The sequence below is a fragment of the Paenisporosarcina macmurdoensis genome, from assembly GCF_042658845.1.
Taxonomy (GTDB): Bacteria; Bacillota; Bacilli; order Bacillales_A; family Planococcaceae; genus Paenisporosarcina; species Paenisporosarcina macmurdoensis.
In genome coordinates, this window is the sequence record NZ_JBHSRI010000007.1 from 61,089 (window position 1) to 83,733 (window position 22,645).

15 protein-coding genes and 1 other annotated feature are annotated in these 22,645 nt (G+C 37.5%); of the genes, 10 read left to right on the forward strand and 5 right to left on the reverse strand.

What is annotated here, in order from left to right; all coding sequences use genetic code 11:
• Positions 1-90 precede the first annotated feature (90 nt).
• The 5 genes from murC to ccpA all read left to right on the forward strand — a co-directional run bounded on the left by murC (position 91) and on the right by ccpA (position 5,043).
• Positions 91-1,386, forward strand: coding sequence for a UDP-N-acetylmuramate--L-alanine ligase (murC, locus tag ACFPYN_RS06875; protein ID WP_377733241.1), 1,296 nt, complete (start codon positions 91-93; stop codon positions 1,384-1,386).
• Between the two features lie 157 nt (positions 1,387-1,543).
• The gene (locus tag ACFPYN_RS06880) at positions 1,544-2,029 is read left to right on the forward strand and encodes a DUF948 domain-containing protein (RefSeq protein WP_377733242.1); all 486 of its coding nucleotides are present in this window, start codon (positions 1,544-1,546) and stop codon (positions 2,027-2,029) included.
• Between the two features lie 13 nt (positions 2,030-2,042).
• Positions 2,043-2,609 carry a YtxH domain-containing protein gene (locus ACFPYN_RS06885; RefSeq protein ID WP_377733243.1) on the forward strand — a complete coding sequence of 189 codons (567 nt, stop codon included), beginning with the start codon at positions 2,043-2,045 and terminating at the stop codon, positions 2,607-2,609.
• Positions 2,610-2,838: 229 nt separating this feature from the next.
• Complete coding sequence (locus ACFPYN_RS06890) at positions 2,839-3,924, forward strand: bifunctional 3-deoxy-7-phosphoheptulonate synthase/chorismate mutase (RefSeq protein ID WP_377733244.1); 1,086 nt, start codon at positions 2,839-2,841, stop codon at positions 3,922-3,924.
• A gap of 120 nt (positions 3,925-4,044) precedes the next feature.
• Complete coding sequence (ccpA, locus tag ACFPYN_RS06895) at positions 4,045-5,043, forward strand: catabolite control protein A (protein ID WP_377733245.1); 999 nt, start codon at positions 4,045-4,047, stop codon at positions 5,041-5,043.
• 449 nt (positions 5,044-5,492) lie between these two features.
• Here ccpA and ACFPYN_RS06900 read toward each other — a convergent pair whose 3' ends face one another.
• The 3 genes from ACFPYN_RS06900 to ACFPYN_RS06910 are packed head-to-tail and all read right to left on the reverse strand — an operon-like array spanning position 5,493 to position 7,945.
• On the reverse strand, positions 5,493-6,674 hold the full coding sequence (locus ACFPYN_RS06900; protein ID WP_377733246.1) for an acetoin utilization protein AcuC: 1,182 nt from the start codon (positions 6,672-6,674) through the stop codon (positions 5,493-5,495).
• The gene (locus tag ACFPYN_RS06905) at positions 6,644-7,291 is read right to left on the reverse strand and encodes an acetoin utilization AcuB family protein (RefSeq protein WP_377733247.1); all 648 of its coding nucleotides are present in this window, start codon (positions 7,289-7,291) and stop codon (positions 6,644-6,646) included. Before ACFPYN_RS06905 ends, ACFPYN_RS06900 begins: the two co-directional genes overlap by 31 nt.
• Positions 7,292-7,312: 21 nt before the next feature.
• Positions 7,313-7,945, reverse strand: coding sequence for a GNAT family N-acetyltransferase (locus ACFPYN_RS06910; RefSeq protein WP_377733248.1), 633 nt, complete (start codon positions 7,943-7,945; stop codon positions 7,313-7,315).
• Between the two features lie 171 nt (positions 7,946-8,116).
• On the opposite strand from ACFPYN_RS06910, the gene acsA reads away from it, so the two are divergent.
• Complete coding sequence (gene acsA, locus ACFPYN_RS06915) at positions 8,117-9,835, forward strand: acetate--CoA ligase (RefSeq protein WP_377733249.1); 1,719 nt, start codon at positions 8,117-8,119, stop codon at positions 9,833-9,835.
• Between the two features lie 196 nt (positions 9,836-10,031).
• Here acsA and ACFPYN_RS06920 read toward each other — a convergent pair whose 3' ends face one another.
• Complete coding sequence (locus tag ACFPYN_RS06920; protein WP_377733250.1) at positions 10,032-13,022, reverse strand: transglycosylase domain-containing protein; 2,991 nt, start codon at positions 13,020-13,022, stop codon at positions 10,032-10,034.
• 108 nt (positions 13,023-13,130) lie between these two features.
• Positions 13,131-13,331: a binding site (T-box leader), on the forward strand.
• A gap of 94 nt (positions 13,332-13,425) precedes the next feature.
• Here ACFPYN_RS06920 and tyrS point away from each other — a divergent pair.
• The gene (tyrS, locus tag ACFPYN_RS06925; RefSeq protein WP_377733251.1) at positions 13,426-14,691 is read left to right on the forward strand and encodes a tyrosine--tRNA ligase; all 1,266 of its coding nucleotides are present in this window, start codon (positions 13,426-13,428) and stop codon (positions 14,689-14,691) included.
• 57 nt (positions 14,692-14,748) lie between these two features.
• On the opposite strand, the gene ACFPYN_RS06930 is transcribed toward tyrS, so the two are convergent.
• On the reverse strand, positions 14,749-15,561 hold the full coding sequence (locus ACFPYN_RS06930; RefSeq protein WP_377733252.1) for a cobalamin-binding protein: 813 nt from the start codon (positions 15,559-15,561) through the stop codon (positions 14,749-14,751).
• Between the two features lie 560 nt (positions 15,562-16,121).
• On the opposite strand from ACFPYN_RS06930, the gene ACFPYN_RS06935 reads away from it, so the two are divergent.
• The 3 genes from ACFPYN_RS06935 (at position 16,122) to ACFPYN_RS06945 (ending at position 22,289) form a co-directional block, all read left to right on the forward strand.
• Complete coding sequence (locus ACFPYN_RS06935) at positions 16,122-19,664, forward strand: S8 family peptidase (protein WP_377733253.1); 3,543 nt, start codon at positions 16,122-16,124, stop codon at positions 19,662-19,664.
• A gap of 515 nt (positions 19,665-20,179) precedes the next feature.
• The gene (locus tag ACFPYN_RS06940; protein WP_377733254.1) at positions 20,180-20,950 is read left to right on the forward strand and encodes a sugar phosphate isomerase/epimerase family protein; all 771 of its coding nucleotides are present in this window, start codon (positions 20,180-20,182) and stop codon (positions 20,948-20,950) included.
• Between the two features lie 163 nt (positions 20,951-21,113).
• The gene (locus ACFPYN_RS06945; protein WP_449295460.1) at positions 21,114-22,289 is read left to right on the forward strand and encodes an acyl-CoA dehydrogenase family protein; all 1,176 of its coding nucleotides are present in this window, start codon (positions 21,114-21,116) and stop codon (positions 22,287-22,289) included.
• The last annotated feature ends 356 nt before the right edge of the window (positions 22,290-22,645 follow it).

Here is a 22,645-nt window from a genome sequence, read left to right on the forward strand (position 1 = left end):
TCATTTCGATGCAAGATTAAATGATGATATAATAGGGTAAGTAAGTATTGTATATAAAGTATGGGCACCTTTCCCAGGAGGTTTAATCAAATGACAGTGTTTCATTTTACAGGAATAAAAGGGTCTGGCATGAGTTCACTTGCACAGATTTTGCACGACGCAGGAAACCAAGTTCAAGGCTCTGATATAGACAAACATTTCTTTACAGAAGATCCTCTACGCAAACGTGGCATCACAATCTTGCCATTTAGTGCTGACAATATTAAAGAGGGCATGACGGTAATTGCAGGTAATGCGTATAAAGATGATCATGAAGAGTTGATACATGCCAATGAAATAGGCGTTGAAGTAATTCGCTATCACAAGTTTTTAGGCAATTTAATGGGTCAATACACTTCTGTAGGAATTACAGGGTCGCACGGTAAAACATCAACTACTGGATTAATGGCACATGTTTTAGGTGGCCATGCACCAACATCTTATTTAATTGGGGATGGTACTGGTCATGGAGAATCTCAAGCGGAGTATTTTGCTTTTGAAGCATGTGAATATCGACGTCACTTTTTAGCTTACCATCCTGATTACATGATTATGACCAATATCGATTTTGATCATCCAGATTACTTCTCAGGAATTGACGATGTGGTTAGTGCATTCCAATCTATGGCTTTACAAGTGAATAAAGCGATAATTGCATGTGGTGATGACGAACATCTTCAAAAAATTCAAGCGAATGTACCGGTAGTGTTTTACGGATTTGGCTCTAATAATGACTTTGAAGCTCGCAATGTAACGAAAACGACGTTAGGTTCAACTTTTGATGTATTTGTTCGCAATGAATTTTATAGTACGTTTGAAATACCGTTTTTCGGTGATCATGCCGTTTTAAATGCACTTGCTGTAATCTCATTATGTAATTACGAAGGCATCCCAGCGGATTTGATTCAACAGCAACTACATTCTTTTGGTGGTGTTAAGCGACGTTTTTCTGAAACTAGAAAAGGTGATCGGATATTAATTGACGACTATGCTCATCATCCAACAGAAATAAAAGCAACAATCCAATCGACTCGCCAAAAATATCCGGATCGTGAGATAATTGCAATTTTCCAACCGCATACTTTTTCACGCACAAGAACTTTTTTAAATGAATTTGCTGAGAGTTTGGAACCTGCCGATTTCGTTTACCTTTGTGATATTTTTGGTTCAGCACGTGAAAATGCTGGAGATTTAACGATTAAGGATTTGTGTGATTTGATAAAAAATTGTGTCATACTTAAGACAGAAGAAATTGATGTATTACTTAAACATGAAAATGCTGTGTATTTATTCATGGGTGCAGGAGATGTACAAAAGTTCCAAGCTGCATTTGAAGCGAAAATTTAAGATGAACTTCACCCTAGTTAAATATTTAACTAGGGTTTTTGTTTTTTTATGCAGGAAATAAAATGTTTTTGTAGAATAAAATTAAGTAGAGACGTTTATTTACCGGTGTGAGTGGGAACATAGGTAGTATGAACACTTTAAAGGAGGAGATTGTTGAGTGGAAATAATATTATACATAGCAGCGTTAGTTGCGGCTATCGGATTTCTCGTTCTTTGCGTAAGTCTTGCAATGACCTTAACTTCGTTGAAGAAAACGCTAAATGAAGTTTCTGGAACAATGTCTGGATTAGAAGGTCAATTACAAGGTGTAACACGAGAAACAACGGAATTATTGCATAAAACAAATGGCTTGGCTTCAGATATTCAAGATAAATCTGAAAAACTTAATACGGTGGTAGATGCTGTTAAAAATGTAGGAGAGTCAGTAAATGGCTTAAATACTTCAGTTCGTCGCATTACTTCTTCAATTTCAACAGAAGTTGAAAGAAATGAAGATAAAATTGCACAAGTAGTGCAATGGAGCAATGTTGCATTTGGCATTCGTGACAAATGGAAAGAACGAAAAGCGATTGAAGAAGCACGTGAAGGCTACACAGTTTATCAAAGCGAACCAAGTAACTCATACAAAGAACCGCAAAAATAAGGAGGAAATAAAAATGACACAATACAAACCTAATTATAACGAAGCGAAATATAACCGTGAGTTCTATACGAACAAATCGAATCAAACAGAAGCTTACCTTCCAACACAGGTTGAATATGCAAATGGTCAACAACAAGATCCAATTTATAACTCACACGATGAAGTGAATTCAAAAGACTTCTTAATCGGAGCATTAGTAGGAGGAATCATTGGAGCAGCTACTGCTTTATTCCTAGCACCAAAATCAGGAGCTGAGCTACGTGATGATGTTACTACTCAAGCAACTCATTTAAAAGAAAAAACTGTAGACTTATCATCTACTGCGAAAGAAAAAACGTCTCAACTTTCTTCTCAACTAAAAGAAAAATCAGCACCATTAGTTGATAAAGTAAAATCTATTAAAGCTAAAACACCTACATTAATGGATGATGGTACAGCTTCTTCTGAAGGTGAAGAACCACTTGATTTTATGGAGACAGTTACTAACACAATTGATGAAGTAGTCAATGAAGATAACAAAAAAACAACTTCAACTGCAGAAGCATTAAGAGAAGCTGTAGAAGATAAAAAAACTTTATAAGTTAAATCAGACGTCCACATACTCACTATGTGGACGTTTTTTTGTATAGTTTTCTGATATAAAAGTTGAATAAAAGCCACTAAAATACTTTAGTGCGTTGAAGCGTTAAAGATATTACGTGACTTTCTAGTTTTCTCGTACTATAATAAGTCTTATATCAAAAAACACATCATACTGTTTACGTTAACTCTTTGTAAATACGATATGAATATGAGGGGAGATCGAAGGTATGAGCCATCCAGAATTAGATAGCTTGCGCAAAAATGTAGATGAATTAAACTTAGAAATTCTTCGTTTAATCAATGAGCGTGCAACAGTTGTACAAGAAATTGGTAAAGTAAAAGAAAAACAAGGTGTCAACCGATATGATCCACTTCGTGAACGTCATATGTTGAACTTAATTAAAGAAAATAATGCTGGTCCTATGCCACAATCAACGGCTGATCACATTTTTAAAGAAATCTTTAAAACTGCTTTAGAGCTTCAAGAAAATGATCACCGCAAAGCATTACTTGTTTCTCGTAAAAAGAAAGCAGAAGATACAGTCGTAGTAGTTAATGGGGAACGTATTGGTGAAGGTAAACCATCATTTGTTTTCGGTCCCTGTGCTGTAGAATCATTTGATCAAGTTGCAGCTGTTGCGGAAGCCATTCAAGCTAAAGGATTGAAAATGATTCGAGGAGGAGCTTATAAACCTCGCACATCACCTTATGATTTCCAAGGTCTTGGTCTTGAAGGATTGAAAATTCTTAAACAAGTATCTCAACAATACAATCTTGCTGTTGTTTCTGAAATTGTGACACCACACCATCTTGAAGATGCATTAGATTACATTGATGTAGTCCAAATTGGTGCCCGTAACATGCAAAATTTTGAGTTGTTGAAAGCAGCAGGACAAATTAATAAGCCTATATTATTAAAACGTGGGATGTCTGCAACAATTGAAGAATTTATTCATGCAGCTGAGTACATCATCTCTCAAGGGAATGACCAAATCATTTTATGTGAACGCGGAATTCGAACTTATGAAAAAGCGACACGTAACACTCTTGATATTTCAGCAGTGCCAATATTAAAACAAGAAACACATTTACCAGTATTTGTTGACGTAACACATTCTACTGGACGTCGTGATTTATTGCTTCCAGCTGCTAAAGCTGCAATTGCAATTGGTGCAGATGGCGTTATGGCTGAAGTACATCCAGACCCAGCAGTTGCCTTATCTGATGCTGCACAACAAATGAACTTACAACAATTTGATGAGTTTTATGACTCACTTCAAAAATTCATGAAATCTTATGAAGTTCATGCATAATCTTCATGCCGGTTCAATTACTGAACCGGTATTTTTCTTTTGTTTAAGGTAACATTGGAAAAGGACATAAAACTGTTATATGATGGAATGAGATAAGGATCGAGCAGGGAGTGTATACATATGACAATTACAATTTATGACGTAGCACGTGAAGCGAATGTCTCAATGGCAACAGTATCTCGTGTCGTCAACGGCAATCCAAATGTAAAGCCAGCGACTCGCAAAAAAGTGTTGGATGTAATCGAACGATTAGAATATCGTCCAAACGCAGTTGCTAGAGGATTAGCAAGTAAAAAAACGACCACTGTTGGGGTTATTATCCCTGATATCTCTAATATTTTTTATGCAGAATTAGTACGTGGAATAGAAGATATCGCGACGATGTATCGCTATAATATTATTTTATCGAATTCCGATCAACGTGAAGATAAAGAATTACAGCTTCTTGAAACAATGCTTGGTAAACAAGTTGATGGAATAGTATTCATGAGTGAACATGTGTCAGTGGAATTATTAAATATGATGGAACGTTCACCTGTACCAATCGTTTTAGCTGGTACAATTGATGCGTCAGGGCATATGCCTTCTGTCAATATTGATTATTATCAAGCGGCTTATGAAGCTGTCAATCGATTACTTCAAAATAATCACAAGCGTATTGCCTATGTTTCAGGCTCATTATCATCAACGATCAATCGAGCTTATAAGTTTACTGGGTACGAAAAAGCTTTAGGGGATGCAGGACTTACTCTTGATGAAGAATTAGTTGTCAAGAGTGAAGCAACGTATGATGATGGATATTCAGCCTTTAATCAATTAAAGAGTTTGAATGACGCGCCTACAGCTTTCTTTGCTGGAAATGATGAATTAGCAATAGGCTTAATTCACGGTGCTCAAGACGCCGGTTTACATGTTCCAAATGATATCGAAGTAATCAGTTTCGAAAATTCAAAGTTAGCACGTATGGTACGTCCAGAATTAACAAGTATAGTATTGCCTTTATATGATATTGGAGCAGTCTCCATGCGTTTACTAACAAAATTTATGAACAAAGAACAGATCGAAGAAAAAACGGTTATTTTGCCTCATCGTATTGAAGAAAGAGATTCAGTGAAATAAATAAAAGAAGGCTGTCCCAAAAGTCATTTAAAATGACTTTTAAGGGCAGCCCTCTTTTTATATTAAAAGGTATGGCTCTGTTAATACAACTCTGTAGATTTCCGTTACAAGCGGACGCTTTCCGCGGGCGGTCCGTGAGCCTCCTCGTCGCAAGCTCCTGTGGGGTCTCACCTGGACACGCTTTTCCCGCTGGAGTCGCCGCCTTCCACTACAATCATTAACAGTGATTTTTTGAAGTAATGAAAGCAAAGGCAAAAGCAGCCCTTGAATGTGAAACGAAATCACGCATCTACGTGCAACGTAAAATTGACGTAGAAAGTGTTTTTGGTCACATCGATGTCAATCGGTCGTACCGAAGATTTTAAGTGCTGGGCCTGGAAAAGGTCTACACAGAGTTTGAGAAAAAAGTGAAAACATAAAAACAGGAGATTATTAGTCAGCCCCCATTTTTAATGAGAACGTATAGAATAAAGTGCTTTATCTAGTACTTGTTTATTTTTTTCCGTAATCTCTTCTTTACGTGGAATGGGTTCGTATAAGTTATCTGGATCTAACCACGTAGGAATTAACTGCACTGGTGATTCTGGTTGCCATTGATCTAGCCATTCTTTGGGCAGGTCACCTTGTGGCAGCGGAATATCATTCATTTCCATCCACAACAACGACCAGGCTCTTGGAACCACTCTCCAAATGTCATATCCACCACCACCAACGGCAATCCATTTCCCATCACAAAATTCATGAGCTAGTTGGTGCGCTAGCTTTGGAATCTCATGATAAATCTTCATCGTTCCATAAAGATGGGTGAGGGGGTCGAGGTAATGAGCATCTGCACCATTTTGACTAATAATTACGTCAGGTTTAAAATGTTCAGCAATCTCTCGAAAAGCTGTCATGTATAAATCTAAAAAAGATTCATCTTCTGTAAATGCATCAATAGGTAAGTTGAAGGATGTACCGTATCCTTGACCAGAGCCTCTCTCAGTGACGTTACCAGTACCAGGGAACAAATAGCGACCTGTTTCATGAATCGAGATTGTACATACCTCAGGGTCTTCATAGAAACTCCACTGTACACCATCGCCATGATGAGCATCAGTATCTATATAGAGAACGCGCGCTTTATATTTTTGTTGTATGTATTTGATGGCTACTGAACTATCATTGTACACACAAAAACCAGATGCCCTCCCATGAAAGCCATGGTGAAGTCCACCGCCTAGATTAAGAGCATGGGAAGCTTTATTCTCCATTACATAATCTACCGCTGTTAACGTTCCACCTACTAATCGTGCACTCGCTTCATGCATATTTGGGAAAATGGGCGTATCATCTGTTCCAATACCAAAACTTTCGGTTTGAGAGGAAGTAACAAGTCCTTGTCCAGCTTTTCTAACGATATCAATATACCTTGCATCATGTGCAAGTGCCAACTCCTCATCTGTGGCGATACGAGGTGACACAACATCTTCATTTGTAAGCGCATTCATTTTTCTTAATAGGTCAGTTGTCAATACGAGTCGCTTTTGGTTGAACGGGTGATTTTCAGAAAACTTGTAACCTAATTGATCCTCTGAATAAATATAAACGGCATGTTTCTTTAATTGGTCATTCCCGGCATGTTTGGCCATAGCACATCGAAACCTTCTTTACGTATATCTTCAATAATCCCGAGAGGGTTCATCGTCTTCACACGGAATACTAAGATTTTGTTTTCGTCATTTTGTAAATCGGGATAGACAAGCACACTCAAGACGTTTGAATGATGATCATGGAATACCTTTGACACTTCAAATAATATTCCAGGTCTATTCGGTACACGTACTTCAATCTGTGAACCAGGTTGGTGTGCACCCGTTAATTCAATATATTTATATAATAAATCAGTTTCGGTTACGATACCAACTAATTTGCCACTACTAACAATAGGCAAACACCCAATTTTTTGATCGTAAAAAATTGTAGCTACTTCTTCTACGAAGTCTAGTGGGTGACCGATAAGTGGATTTTTGGTCATGATATCTTCGATTGGTGTAGCGTAAATATCATTCTGTTGGTTTTCTATTAAATTAGATGGAGTGGCATCTTTTATATCTCGATCTGATAAAACACCTACAACCAGACCTTCTTCACTTGTAATAGGCAAATGGCGTATTTTATTTTCCCGCAATAAATCGATAGCGTCCTTAATCGAATGAGTCGGTTGAAGAGTTAAAACATTTGTATTCATCATTTGTTCAACAAGCATGGAAAGGAACCCCTTTTCGAATTAATACATAAAACGATTCATAAAACGAAGTTGATCGAAGCGTTGGATGGATTCGTTATCGATACGTGAACCAATCTTCGCCATTAAACAGTTAGCAGGATGGGAACTAATCTCTGGATCATCCGTTGCGAAATATTCTAAGCCACCAGCGTTCATCATTTTTTCCATAATTTTTCGATATTCCCAAACGTTCAAACCTGTTCCTTTTAAATCCCAGTGCCAATAATATTCTGTTGTTATGGTAATGTAGTCTTCCATTGCATCATCCATCATCGAAACACGAAGCAAACTTTTGCCTACACCTGATCCTCGATATTTCGGAATTACTTCAATCGCACCTAACTCGATTAAATTCATCATTTGTCCCTTTGACCAACGCTCAAGTGGGTCCGGGTACAAGTAGGTGACATAGCCAACAATTGTCATATTATCCCGAGCGATTAATATACGACCTTCTGGTAACTTAGCAATACCAACGATTGCTTTATGTTGTTGTGCAGGTGGACGAAATGCCACCAGATCTTCATGAAAATCAAAGCGGGCAATATCTTCTGACGAAATAGGTCCTTCAATGATTAAATTGCCATGTTTCGTTTTTAATTCCATGGCATTATAGATTTTCTTATATTCCATGAGTTCACCACCTGAATTTATTACATTTACCCCTATTATACATGAAATGTGCTGAAGAAATCTGTTTTCAAATTTTTTCATTCTTTATTGTCTAAAAAGTGAAATTATTCGCCATTTACTTTTAATTTAAGGTAAACTAGTATTTGTATCGTAACTGAGAGGGTGGTAGAAATGAAACTTGAAGTACTTCCAGTCGTTCAAGGAGATTACTTACTCCAAAACTACGACGAAACTGCAGCTGATTTTGATTGGAAAGATGCAGAAAAAGCGTTTAGTTGGCATGAAACCGGTCGTATGAATATGGCACATGAAGCTGTAGATCGTCATGCAAATTCGGATAGAAAAAACAAAATCGCTCTTTACTATAGAGACGCGAATCGTAATGAATCTTATACATTTCATGAAATGAAAAAATGGTCAAACAAAGCAGCAAATGTATTGAAAGCGCATACAAATCTTGAAAAAGGAGACCGTTTGTTTATCTTTATGCCTCGTTCTCCGGAATTATATTTTGCACTAATTGGCGCTCTTAAAATGGGTGTAATTGTTGGACCGCTTTTTGAAGCGTTCATGGAAGGTGCAGTTTATGATCGTTTAGTTGATAGTGAAGCAAGAGCTATTGTAACAACTCCAGAACTGTTAAGTCGTATTCCTGTCGACAAATTACCCCACTTAGAAACGATTCTATTAGTCGGAGACAATGTTGAGGAAGATAATAAAACAGTCGACTTCATGAAACATATGAATACCGCTTCTCCTTATTTCAAAGTTGAATGGCTTGATAAGGAAGATGGTTTAGTTCTTCATTATACGTCGGGCTCAACTGGCAAACCTAAAGGTGTATTACACGTTCAAGAAGCAATGCTTCAACATTATCAAACGGCAAAATGGGTATTAGATTTAAATGAGCAAGATATTTATTGGTGTACAGCCGATCCAGGGTGGGTTACTGGTACATCTTACGGGATTTTCGGTCCATGGTTAACGGGAACAACAATGGTTGTTTTAGGTGGACGTTTTTCACCAGGAGCTTGGTACCAAGCGATTGAAGACTTTGGAGTAACTGTATGGTACAGTGCACCAACCGCTTTCCGTATGTTGATGGGGGCTGGAGATGCCTTGGTCAAAGACTATGATCTTTCCTCATTACGTCACGTTTTATCGGTAGGGGAACCATTAAATCCAGAAGTTATTCGTTGGGGTGCTGAAGTATTCCATCATCGAATTCACGATACATGGTGGATGACTGAAACGGGTGCTCAAATGATTTGTAACTATGCATGCTTACCAATTCGTCCTGGCTCCATGGGTAAACCAATTCCGGGAGTGACGGCGGCAATCGTAGACGATAACGGAGAAGTGTTACCTCCGAATCAAATGGGGAACTTGGCATTGAAAAAGGGATGGCCATCAATGATGCGCCAAATTTGGAACAACCCTGAAAAGTACCAATCTTATTTCTTGAAAAATGAATGGTATGTATCAGGAGATTCAGGTTACATGGATGAAGATGGCTACTTCTGGTTCCAAGGAAGAGTTGATGATGTCATCATGACTTCTGGAGAACGTGTGGGTCCATTTGAAGTAGAAAGTAAATTACTCGAACATCCAGCGATTTTAGAAGCAGGCGTAATCGGAAAACCTGATCCAGTCCGAGGAGAAATTATTAAAGCATTCGTTTCTTTAAGAGAAGGCGTTGAACCTTCAGAAGAACTAATTGCCGAGATTAAGCAGTTTGTGAAAAAAGGATTAGCTGCACATGCAGCACCTCGTGAAATTGAATTTAAAGACAAACTTCCAAAAACACGTAGCGGTAAAATCATGCGACGCGTCTTAAAAGCTTGGGAGTTAGATTTACCAACAGGCGATTTATCAACAATGGATGATTAATAGAAAAGCGTAAAGCGCCACTCTAGCTCAACTCCGGTGCTGGAAGAAACTCAAACGAAAACTTGTTTTCGTTTGAGTTTGGGAAGCCTGGGTGTGAGTTGGCGCTTGAAGCTAGACATGAAAAGATGTGCTTAATAGATTGAAAAAAGCTGTGAACCTTATCTATTTAGATAAGGTTCACAGCTTTTTAATTTACTTATTCTTCATCCTCAGGTGGTGTTACAACAGGAGGGGGTGTTATAACCGGTGGAGGTTCCGGTTTTGGCTCAGGCTTAGGTTCAGGTTTAGGTTCCGGTTTAGGTTCTGGCTTAGGTTCCGGTTTTGGTTCTGGCTTAGGTTCTGGCTTAGGTTCCGGAATAGGCTCAGGCTTAGGCTTAGGTTCAGGCGTTGGTTCCGGAATAGGCTCAGGTTTAGGTGCTTCAATCATGGCCGTGTTGGAAGCAGGGGATTGTTTCCCTGTAATATCAACAGCAACTACGAAATATTCACCAGGCCCACTTATTTGATAAGAATTGCTACCAGCTTCTTTGACTGAAGACAGAAGTCGATTTCCACCACTAGAACGACTGTACACGCGGTATCCAACAACATCACTCGAAGAAGAGTTCGACCATGACAGTGTACGTCCTGACAATGTGGCAGACACTGCCCCTGGAGAAGCTCCATCTGCGTCAAAAGTATCTTCAGAAACGACACGGTTTGCAAAACTAGAGTTTTGAGGGAATAGTTTACTTCCATCTCCACCTAGATTATCTAACATGCGATCAATAAAGTCTTTATTTACGCCGACACCTCCACTAACAACAAACTCTCTTGGAGTTGAAGGGAGTGCGCGGTAACGTTTATTATTAATCATTACGTAAGATGAAGAAACGAAACTATCATCTGCTTTACTTGGAACAAAGGTGTCGGCATTGAATAAATCAGACGTCACCAATCCTGCACGAGTACACTCATTAGATGGTGCTAATCCTGAAATGGCACAGAATGAACGTGACACTACCCCTTTTGGAGCTTTAAATTCAATAGCTGAATCAATTAATTTAGGGTTCACGTCATAAGATGCATTCATTAAGCTCGCCCAAAACATATTCGCACGAGTTCCAGGTTGTAGGTAGCGACCATTTTTTGATGTTTGCAAGTTAAATTCTTTGTCATATCCCATCCATACACTTAATGTAATAGACGGATTGTAGCCCATGAACCAAGCATCATTCGCAAAGCTAGTTGTACCCGTTTTTGCAGCGAAATCGGACTGGAATTTCAGCAAACTTTGTGCACGTGTACCTGTTCCTTCAGATAATACATCTCTAAGCATGTCGGTCACGATATAAGCCGTTTGCGGAGAATATACAGGAACTGACTGTGATTTATGTTGGAAAATGATATCTCCGTCCGCATCTTCTATTTTTTCAATCATATAAGATGGAACATATTGTCCACTGTTTGCCATCGTGGCATAAGCGTTTGTATTTTGTTGAATCGTTACACCATTTGTCATCCCACCTAAAGCAAGAGCTGAAGCACCATAATCAAATTTGTGAAGTTCAGTGAAATTCATCTTTTCTAAAAAACTAATTGGATTTTTATCCTTAATTTTCATGTAAAGTCTTGAAGCTGCTAAGTTTTGTGAACTTGCTAGTGCTTGACGAGCAGGAATAATGCCAAGTTCTTGATCTGGATTAAAGTTTCGAACTGGCCAAGGCTTACCTGTGCTTACATCCATGACATCTGGAATAACATCCACCACTGGACTACCCGCACCTATATATCCTAATTCGATTGCAGGTCCATAAACAAGTAATGGTTTCATAGTAGACCCATTTTGTCGCACTGCTTGAGTTGCATGATTTGTTTCCTCGATATTATGATCTCTACCACCAATGAAACTGATAATTCTTCCGGTACTGTTTTCCATTAACATACTGCCGATTTGCACAGGTAATTCTTTCATTTCATTTTCACCAGTTTCGGAGTTATATACTTCCAAACTCCTTGTAGGACCAAACTCTTTAAAATTATCTTTTACTTTTTGATGAGCATCATACATGTCTTTATCTATAGTAGAGTGAATTCGATACCCATTTTCTCGCATGGCCCGATCTGCTAAGATTAGATATTTTTCATTTAACTTTGCTTCTTCTTCTAAGCGAGTAGAATCAATATTATCCTTTTCAGCTAACATTTCAGCAATGATTTGTTTTGCTTGATTTTCTAACTCGTCGGTCAAAAAAGGATATCTAACTCTTATTGATTGTTCAGGAGCTCTAAAATCTTTTTTTATGTCATACGCAATTGCCGCATTATACTCATCTTCCGTAATGTAATTAGTTTCTTTCATGCGGTAAAGAACGGTTAACATTCGGTTAATTCCAGGTTCTAATCCTTCATCAGGTTTTAATTCACCTAGATTTGTAAATGGTGTGTGCGCAAAAGGTGCCTGTGGAATTCCAGCGATAAAAGCTGCTTGTGGAAGCGTTAAATCTTTGGCTTTCACATTAAATATTCCTTCAGCAGCAGTTTCTATACCAGCAATATTAGTACCAGCTGCATTACGGCCATAAGGAATAATATTTAAATAGGCTTCTAAAATTTCTTCCTTATTCATGAATTTTTCGATACGCAATGCTAAGAGAATTTCTTTCGCTTTACGTTCATATGAAACTTCATTCGTAAGAATTTGATTTTTAATTAATTGCTGAGTTAAGGTAGATCCACCTGTTTGACTATCTGAGTTTGTGACATCTTGAAAAAGTCCACGGAAAATGGCTTTGGGAACGATACCATCATGAACCTCAAAGTATTCATCTTCTGTTGCGTATACTGCATCTAATACGTATGGTGAGACTTCGTTTAATTTCGTTTCTTGACGCTGTAAATCTGTTCTTATTTTCCCTAAATAAACATTGTTAGCAAAATAAACTTCAGAGGTTTCTTCATAACTCAATATCGAATTACGCATTGCGTCTTCTTCACGAAGAGGTTCTTGATCGACTAATGAAGCAAAATAACCAGCTCCAACTGAACCTACAAATGCTCCACCAACAAGCAACACTATTAAAAGTAATAATGCAAGATTCCAAATGACTCCAGACGTAATACGAATGCCTTTTATTAGACTTCCATTTGTCCATCTATTCCATGACTCATTAACTTGTTTCATCCAATTTTTCACTTGATCATTCAACCGAATCGACCTCCTAAAATCTTGTCCTATTATACCATATAAAGGGGGAACGCTAATATATTTATTGACATCGAAAAATTTAGGCGTACAATGAAAAAATATATAGTGCTTTAAGTGATGAAAAGTCCGAAGTAATGAATGCAAGTGCTGTTTAGAGAGCCAACGGGTGGTGAAAGTTGGTCAGTGTGCATACATGAATTACAGGCTGGGAGCTTAAACGTCTACACAACGATACTGTGTCTAAAGAGCGGAAGGGCAAGTTCCTTCAAGCTGGGTGGTACCGCGCAAATTATATTTAGCGTCCCTGCATGATTTTAATTAATCGTGCAGGGACTTTTTTATTGTCTAGCTCAGAAAATGAGAAGGACACTTTATGGTTTTTCAATCAAAGGAGGAGTAAGAAATGACAAATGTATTGATAGAAGACTTAAAATGGAGAGGTCTAGCCTACCAGTTAACAGACGAAGCAGGGATGGTAGATCTTTTAAATAATGATTCAATTTCTTTATATTGTGGAGTTGATCCAACAGCAGATAGTATGCATATTGGACATATCGTTCCTTTATTAACATTACGTCGTTTCCAACTTCATGGACATCAACCCATTTTACTAATTGGTGGAGCAACAGGAATGATTGGGGATCCCTCAGGTAGAAGTGAAGAGCGCCAATTACAAACAACAGAACAAATTGATGAAAATGTTAAAGGACTAAAAGCTCAAATGGAGCGTATTTTTGATTTCAACTCTAAAAATGGAGCTGTTTTGGTTAATAATCGTGACTGGATTGGCTCAATGAATGTTATTGAATTTTTACGTGACTACGGGAAATATATTGGTGTCAATTACATGTTGGCTAAAGATACGGTTGCTTCTCGTTTAGAAGGAGGAATCTCGTTCACCGAGTTCTCTTACATGTTGATCCAAGCAATTGATTACAATCATTTGTACGATTCACATAATTGCCGTATTCAAGTCGGTGGATCAGATCAGTGGGGTAATATTACAACTGGCCTAGAAATGATTCGTAAAACCCATAGTGATGAGTCAAAAGCATTCGGCATGACCATTCCACTTGTGACAAAAGCTGATGGGACGAAATTTGGAAAATCTGCATCAGGCGCCGTATGGTTAGACGCTGAAAAAACAACACCTTATGAGTTTTACCAATTCTGGGTGAATACAGCCGATGCTGATGTCATTAAATACATGAAAATCTTTACTTTCTTAACGCGTGAAGAAATCGAGGCTTTTGAAGTGACAGTTACTGAAGAGCCTCATTTACGCAAAGCACAAAAAGCACTTGCTGAAGATATGACGCGCATGATTCATGGTCAAGATGCATTGGACAATGCCATTCGTGTGACCCACGCATTATTTAGCGGAGATTTAAAAGCTCTTTCTGCACGTGAGATGAAGGAAGCTTTTAAAGATGTTCCTTCTATTGAAATGGCGAAAGAAGACAAAAACATCGTCGACTTATTAGTAGAAGCTGGTATCTCACCTTCAAAAAGACAAGCGCGAGAAGATGTAACGAATGGTGCAATATCAATTAATGGCGAGAAATTAACAGCGGTCGATCATGTCGTAAGTGCGGAAAATCGTTTAGATGATTCATTCTCAATCGTTCGTCGAGGGAAGAAGAAATACCATATGGTGAAATTCGTATAAAAATGAAAAGCTGCACGGCGATTTTTTAAAAATCGTCATGTAGCTTTTTTTATTCCACTAATTATGCTTAATCCAAGATGGCAACTCTAAATCTCCATAAATATCCGGATGTAATATGTTAGCTAGTTTCAGTGCGCCTTCAAGTAAACGAGGGGATGGACGACAATACAATTCTTCTTCCATTATATATAGATGACTTTTCTGTTCATCTGTTAGCCCATCGAAACCTGGTCGTTTTTCAACCACCTTGGTGGTCACTTTGTCTAATCTAACACCTACCCATGCCAAGAAGATGTAATCTGGATTGCGACGCAATACTTCTTCCCAATCTGTTTGAATACTCGCTAATTCCACATCTCGAAAAATATTGCGACCACCTGAAATTTCACTGACTTCTGTTAACCAATTAATTTTCCCAGGAGTAAATATCGGTTTTGGCCACCACTCCCAGTAAAGTTCAGGTGTATTATCAACAGTTAAGGCTCGTTGTTTCATGTCATCTACAAATGATTTATATGCAGTCGCGACAACTTCTGCATGTGAAGCTATTCCACAAGCATGGCCAACGGTTAATAAATCCTCTGCAATATCGTTTAAACTTTGTGGATCCAAAACGAGATGTGGGATACCACGAGCTACTAATTCATTCACATTTTTCTCCATGCCAGGAACACTAAGTGAAGCTAGAACTAAATCAGGATTTAATGCTTCAAGTGCATCAATATCTATGGATAAATCCGGTCCGAGTTTTGGTAAATGCTGAACAGATAAAGGCCAGTCTGAAAAGTCATCCAGACCGACAAGTTGATCAGTCAGACTTAGATAAGCTAGTAATTCTGTATTGCTAGGGCAAATCGAAATGAGTCTCATAGAAGAACTCCTCATATGGTTTTTCAATAGTGTATCATAAACCAAAAAACAACCCCAAAAGGGACACTCGGTATTATACCGACTGAATAATATGTGAAAGATATTGCAGATTTACAAGTAGAATTTTAGTTAATGGATGCAGCGGGCACGGAAGCCCAATCTAGGTGAGATATCAAAACCATACTGTAGCAATATTTCATAGAACGTTCTAAATGATCAACCATTTCCATATGATTTTAAACGTTAGTATAGAGTGGTTTCTCAATAATGTAATACATTAATTACTAGAATTTATTTCCTAATAAAGCAGGAATTACGATTATCTTTGGTTAAATTAAGACTATGATGGCTGATGAAGATGAAGATGAAGATGAAGATGAAGATGAATAGGGGAAAGTTAATTTATTGTATCCTAAAAGAACTTCAAATTGGACAAGAACCAATTAAAAATGATCGGTCACGTTCAAGAAACTTGTCAAAATTCATCGAAAAGAAAATATTTCCATATAATACTTATTTAAGTATAATTGAAGATAGATTGATAGAAATGAGGAATGTTTATGAAGGCTGCGTTAAAGAGAATTGCATCTGTAGGGTTGGGAATTTCATTAGTGGCATCACCTTTACAACCTGCTTTGAATGTCCTTGCAAAAAGTCCAGAAAATTCAATGGTACAATACAATTCATCGCAGTTAGATGAATCAAAGACTCTACCTCTAAGTGAAGACAGCCTTGTAATTAAGTACGAAAAGCCTCTCTCTGCACTCGATCATCAACGAGCAGGTACATTTGTAATTGAAAAAGTAGATAAGTTGAAATATATAGTCGTTAGAGTGAAGAATAAAAAAGACTTACAAAAAGCAATCAATAGTTACCAAAAAAATATGAAGGTTCTATCTGTTAATCAGAGTGTTACTTACAAAACAAACTCTGTCGATGAAGATCCAAAAACAAAGGACCAGTATCACCTTTCCTTACTAAAAATCAATGAAGCTCAAAAATTGTCTGGAAAAAATAAAGTAACCGTTGCGATAATCGATACAGGTATTGACCAAAAGCACCCAGAATTAAAAGGATTATTCTTACCAAGCTACAATGTCATTAACCCAATGAACCAGACAGCTCCAGATGTTCATGGAACTCACGTGACCGGAATCCTTGCTGGGAAAAAAGGAAACGGAATAGGTGGATACGGAATCAATCCAAATGTGAGGATTTTACCAATAGACGTATTTGATCGTGATTTTGTGACAAATGATTATACTATTGCCCAAGCCATACTCTACGCGGCCGATCATGGAGCAAAAGTGATTAATATGAGCCTTGGTTCTTCATTCCCATCTCCAGTGGTAGAAGAAGCTGTTGAAATTGCCATCGACAAGGGTGTAACTATTGTGGCTGCACAAGGAAATGGAGGGGATGATGTTCCTAACTATCCAGCAAGTTATGAAGGCGTCATCGGTGTGGGTTCAATTAATAAAGACAAGAAGTTAAGTTCTTTCTCTACCTACGGTGCTTCGACAGATATTGTCGCACCTGGAGAAGACATTTATGCTCCTATTTTTGATTATGAAAAAAAATCAAGTTTTTCAACTTTAAGTGGTACATCAATGGCAACACCAGTCGTTGCAGGGGTTGCTTCCCTTCTTTTATCCAAATATCCTAATCTAAAACCTGCACAAGTTGAGTACATCTTAGAGCATACAGCTACAGATCTTGGAGAAAAAGGACACGATTTAGAATTTGGGAACGGACTAGTCAATCCTACAGCGGTCCTTAAATTTGATATAAAAAAATTACCTGCTTTTGTAAAAGACAATTGGGCGAAAAAAGAGATTTTAATGAAGGCAGAAAAAATCTCTTTTCACGATTCGATTGAAAAACAAGAAGCGGTTACGACTCCATTTGAACAACATTGGGTTCAATTCCCTGTGAAAAAAGGGGAATCGGTTCAAACCTTGCTTAAAGGGATGCCTTCTTACGACTATAAAATGATGATTCATTTCTATTCGTCAGGTAAGGAGCAAATCGAGGAAGTAAATGATGTTGGAGCTGGAAAAATAGAAGGAAAATTGATACAAGCTCCATTCGATGGAACAATGGCAATTGGAGTCAAGGATGTAAATGGTAGCTACGATGACTCGGGCAAAAAAGTTTCTAACTATCGACTGTCCATTAAACGTCAAGCTCAATTGCCTGAAGATGATTCAACTCTAGATATGTCGATATCAGCAGCAAGTTTACCATTTCAATCTGAACCATTGCAGTTAATTGGTGCTGATGGAGATGATGATTTCTTCTTATTTAATACCAAGGACGAACAAATATCAAAAATTTCAATCCCAGGAATTCCTGGATTAGATATTGGAATTGAAGTTTATGCTATGGCGAATTTGATCCCACCAAGCGGAGGGGAACCAACTGAACCGGTCGAAATAGGTGATACAGAGGAACCAGTGTCTGTTGAACTTCCGCCATTAGATGATATTTTTGCAGACTTTCAAGCAAATGAAAAAGGCCGTGGTGAAGGAGAAGCTTTAACTTTCCCAACGACTCCTCAATCAGAATACCTAGTAAAAGTGACGAGTAAGCCAATAAATTATATGGGTTATGAATACTTTTTTGGGTTCTCGGGACAACTGGGAGGAAATGAAAAGGAAGGGCAATCCTCATTGCTTCCTTATACGGTAAAAATTGAAGGGAAGATTTTACCTCCAGACGAAGATGGTATTCCCAATAGAGAAGAGGGTAGCGGAACAGGAGAAGAAGAAGGAGGAGAAGGAGAGGCATCTTCTGAGGCAATCACTAAAATGAATCAGAAACTTTTCCAAATTGCTAGTGATGACACAGGAGCAACTCCAGATCCATACGGAGATCCAGAGGCTTATTTTAAATACATTTCGGATGCTGCACTTCCTTACGAGATTGGACTAACAAAAAACGGATATATCCAATCACAGGGAGACGAAGACTGGTTTAAATTAACTGCTACACAAACTGGTATTTTCCAATTTAAAACTTCGAACTCAAAAACAGATATTCCATTTGTGGAAATTCTAAAGGTTGAGAATGTAAAAGACGAAGAAGGCATGCCTGTTACCATATTGAATACAATTGGTCAAAATGTTAAATTTGGTTGGAATGGCATGGAAATGAATCAAAATATTTATACAGGGTTGAAAAAAGGAGAAACATACTTTGTCCATTATATGCCTTCATTTGGAACGGGATTAATGATGGAAGGGTATTCGTTAAGTTCTAAACTTTTGGTAGCAAACCCAGATGATCAATATGAAAAGAATGACAATGATCAAAAAGTGCAAAATCTTCCTTCTACCACAATTAAAGCCAATTTTGCGATGCCATTTGATAATGATACTTATTATTTAGAAGGTAAACAGTCAAGTATATACAGCGTTCTTTTTGAAAGAGGAAAAGCGAGTGAAAAAGCGTTGAAAAGCTTACCAATTGAACTGTTTTCTCCATTGTATGGAGTGGTTCTCATTTATGAAGACGTAAATAAAAATAGAAAGTTGGACGAAGCGGATATCGAAAAATCAAGTGTGATTTCAAAGGGACTTTTTCAAGAACCAGGTAGTGTTTACGGATCCTTTAAAGTAGAAAAAGGGAAGAATTACATTATTAATACATTTGCACTTTCAGCTACTGAACAATCATTTTCTCTTGTCCCTTATGAGTTAACAGTTGCTCAAACTTCTATGAAAGATGAAGATTCAGGCTCTGTGGTGAAAAACAATATGCCTTCAAAACCTCTTTCATTGAAAAAAATAAACGCTAATATTTGGACTGCCAAAGGTCATCTAAATACTGGAGTCCCATACGGGGATGAAGATTGGTACTCGTTTGAAGTAAAAGATTCCTCTCTTCAAGGCTATCTTTCTTTAGAAGGAGGTAGAGAAATTGATGGAGTGCTATCTATTTATCAAAATGGTAAGCTCGTCACCACTTCAGACTACTACCCTTCGGGACAAAAAGAAGTACTTCCAATCAATTTGAAAAAGGGGAAATACTCGATTAAGGTACGAGATTACTATGGGAATTCAACAATTCTTCCTTATACACTAAAAGTAGAAAAAAAATAAAAAAACCATGAATTTTGTATTAAGAAAGCACAATCGAAATCTTTTCTTCCTGTGATTTTTTACAAGGAAAGGAATTTCGATTGTGTTTTACTGTTTATTCCATTAATTTAAATATTTGAAATATTAAACTAATGAAAGTGGGAGTCAAGGTAGTCTATGGAGGACTTGAGGTTTACAATAGTAAAGAAGTTAGATCGATACATAGAAATAATCAATTTTGTTGAACAGCTAGAATTGGAAGTTCTAGAAAATGGGTCAGTTGAAAACTGATGATGCAGATCGGAGAACGCGAAATAATAGTTATTGAGGCAAAAACTGAATAAACCAGACTCTACCTAAAATAATTTAGAGCAATCTAGTTGCAGTTTCCGAAATATTGATTAAACTATTGAACACTTTTAAAACGTATTAATTTTTGGACACAGGTGTACTTACTTGAAAAACCGAAGAGCGTGGGTGAAAGTTACTATCATATAAGAGATGTTCTTAAACGAATAGAAATGAGGCAATAAGAAATGAAGGAAATTCCAGTAGCTGTACAAATGTATACATTGCGAGAGGAAAGCGAGAAAGATTTTTCCGGTACCTTGAAAAAGATTGCAGAGCTTGGCTTCGATGGAGTGGAATTTGCAGGATATGGTGGAATGACTGCGAAAGAAGTAAAAGTGCTATTAGATGAACTAGGCCTTCAGGCAGCGTCCAGTCATGTGCCTTTAGAAGAATTGGAAAACAATTTGCTCGGAGTTATTGAAGACCAGAAAACATTAGGAAGTAATTATGTAGTTTTTCCTTATTTATTGCCTGAACGCCGTTCAGAAGAACAGTATCATAATCTTATTTCAATATTGGAAAAAGCAGGAGAAAAGTGCCGTCTTGAAGGCATTACACTACTTTATCATCACCATGATTTTGAACTAGAGTTGCTATCAGATGGCAGAATGGCACTTGAATCCATTTTAGAGGATACAAACGAAGACAATGTGAAAGCAGAGTTTGATGTGTATTGGCTGAAAAAGGCAGGAGAAAATCCTGTTGAGTGGATTAATAAATATAAAAATAGAACACCGATTATCCATTTGAAGGACATGACGACTGATGAGGAACAATTTTTCGCGGAGCTCGGAACAGGCGGAGTTGATATTGACGCGATATTGAATATCGGAGAAGAAGCTGGCGTTCATTGGTGGGTCGTTGAGCAAGACTTTACTCGCCGGACCCCATTTGAGAGTATTGAAATGAGCATGAATTTTTTAAAAGCGAAACTTCCATATTTGGCGAAGAAATAAAAGGAGAATTAGACTTAATCGGTTGAATCTATTTCAATTGCCTTATTGATTAGAAGCGAAGAAGATCGTTGTGGCAAAATAGAAATTTGATAAGCTGCTCTAAAATAGTGGCACTTAATCCATATGAATAATAGGTTACATATATTAAAGGAGACGAACATTGTTGAAGAATTTATTTATTAAAACGGAAAAACAAAAAAAGTGGCTAGGTAAATTGCAACAATTTGAAGAAACATTTAAAAGTAGGTCTGCGGAAATTGATGAGCTTGCCGTTTTTCCAATAGAGAATATGAAGGATTTAGTTGGTCTAGGATATGCAAGTCTAACATTACCAAGTGAACTGGGTGGAGAAGGATTTTCTGTTTATGACATGGTCCTAATACAAGAAACGCTTGCCAGCTATGATGCTAATACGGCATTATCCATCGGCTGGAGTTTAGGTGTGGTTGGTGAGGTATTCGAAAATAAGCTTTGGACAGATGAAAAACTAGACTTTTTCGCAAATGAAGTTCTAAATGGCGCGCTAGTAAACCGTTCTGTTAGTGAAGCACAAACAGGAAGTCCCACGCGCGGGGGCCGTCCAGGTACAACCGCTATAAAAAAAGGAGATACGTGGGTAATAAATGGTCGGAAGATTTTCACAACTGCTTCTCCAATACTCTCGTATTTTCTAACCTCAGCTTGGATTGAAGAAAAAGAAAAAGTAGGGTTCTTCTTGATCAACAGAGATGTAGATGGGGTATCAATCGAAGAAACGTGGGATGTCGTATCCATGCGCGGAACGAGTAGCAACGATTTAATATTAACTAATGTAGGTGTCCAAGAATCTGATTTAGTCGAACTTCCGGAGTTTGTAAGCGGCGGGAAAATAAATGGTTGGTTACTCCATATTCCAGCTACTTATCTTGGTGTAGCACAAGCTGCACGCGATTACGCAGTTCAATTTGCCAATACGCATTCTCCAAACAGTTTAAATGGACCAATTGCACAATTACCAAATGTTCAACAATTAATTGGAGAAATAGATTTAGAGCTTACGAAAGCACGATTCGTTATCTATGGAGCCGCCTCTTGTTATGATAACAAAGCTACAAAACAGTTACTGACAAATGAAGTAAGTGTTGCAAAACATATTGTAACGAACTCTGCTATAACAATTGTTGATAAAGCGATGCGATTAGTAGGAGCCAAAAGTCTACAAAGAACCAATCCATTACAACGTTATTATCGTGACGTTCGAGCAGGACTGCATAACCCTCCAATGGATGATATGACGATAAAAAAACTGGCATTAACTGCGTTGGAAGAAGATAAAAACAAAATCAATAAAGATCAATAAGGGGAAATCCTTTTTAAATGAAAGGTAGCAATCAACTAGTGTGAAATATTACTTTGAAGCACGCTCAATGGAGTGTGCTTTTTGTAATGGCATGAAAAGATAAGAAACTATATTTTATTTATAAATAGCTATACGTTTGTCTCTACCATTATTAGGAAAATTTCGTATCTTACAATATGGGAAAGAACTTTGCGTTAGCAAGAGTTTGTTTTTTTTTTTGATTATGAAATATTGATTTACCTTAATTATCTAATGAAGTTGAAAGGAGGTTTGAATTGTCACGTTTTACTATCAAGATATACAGAATTCAGTCAAACTGGCAAACAACATACGATTAGGTAACTTCATACACCGTA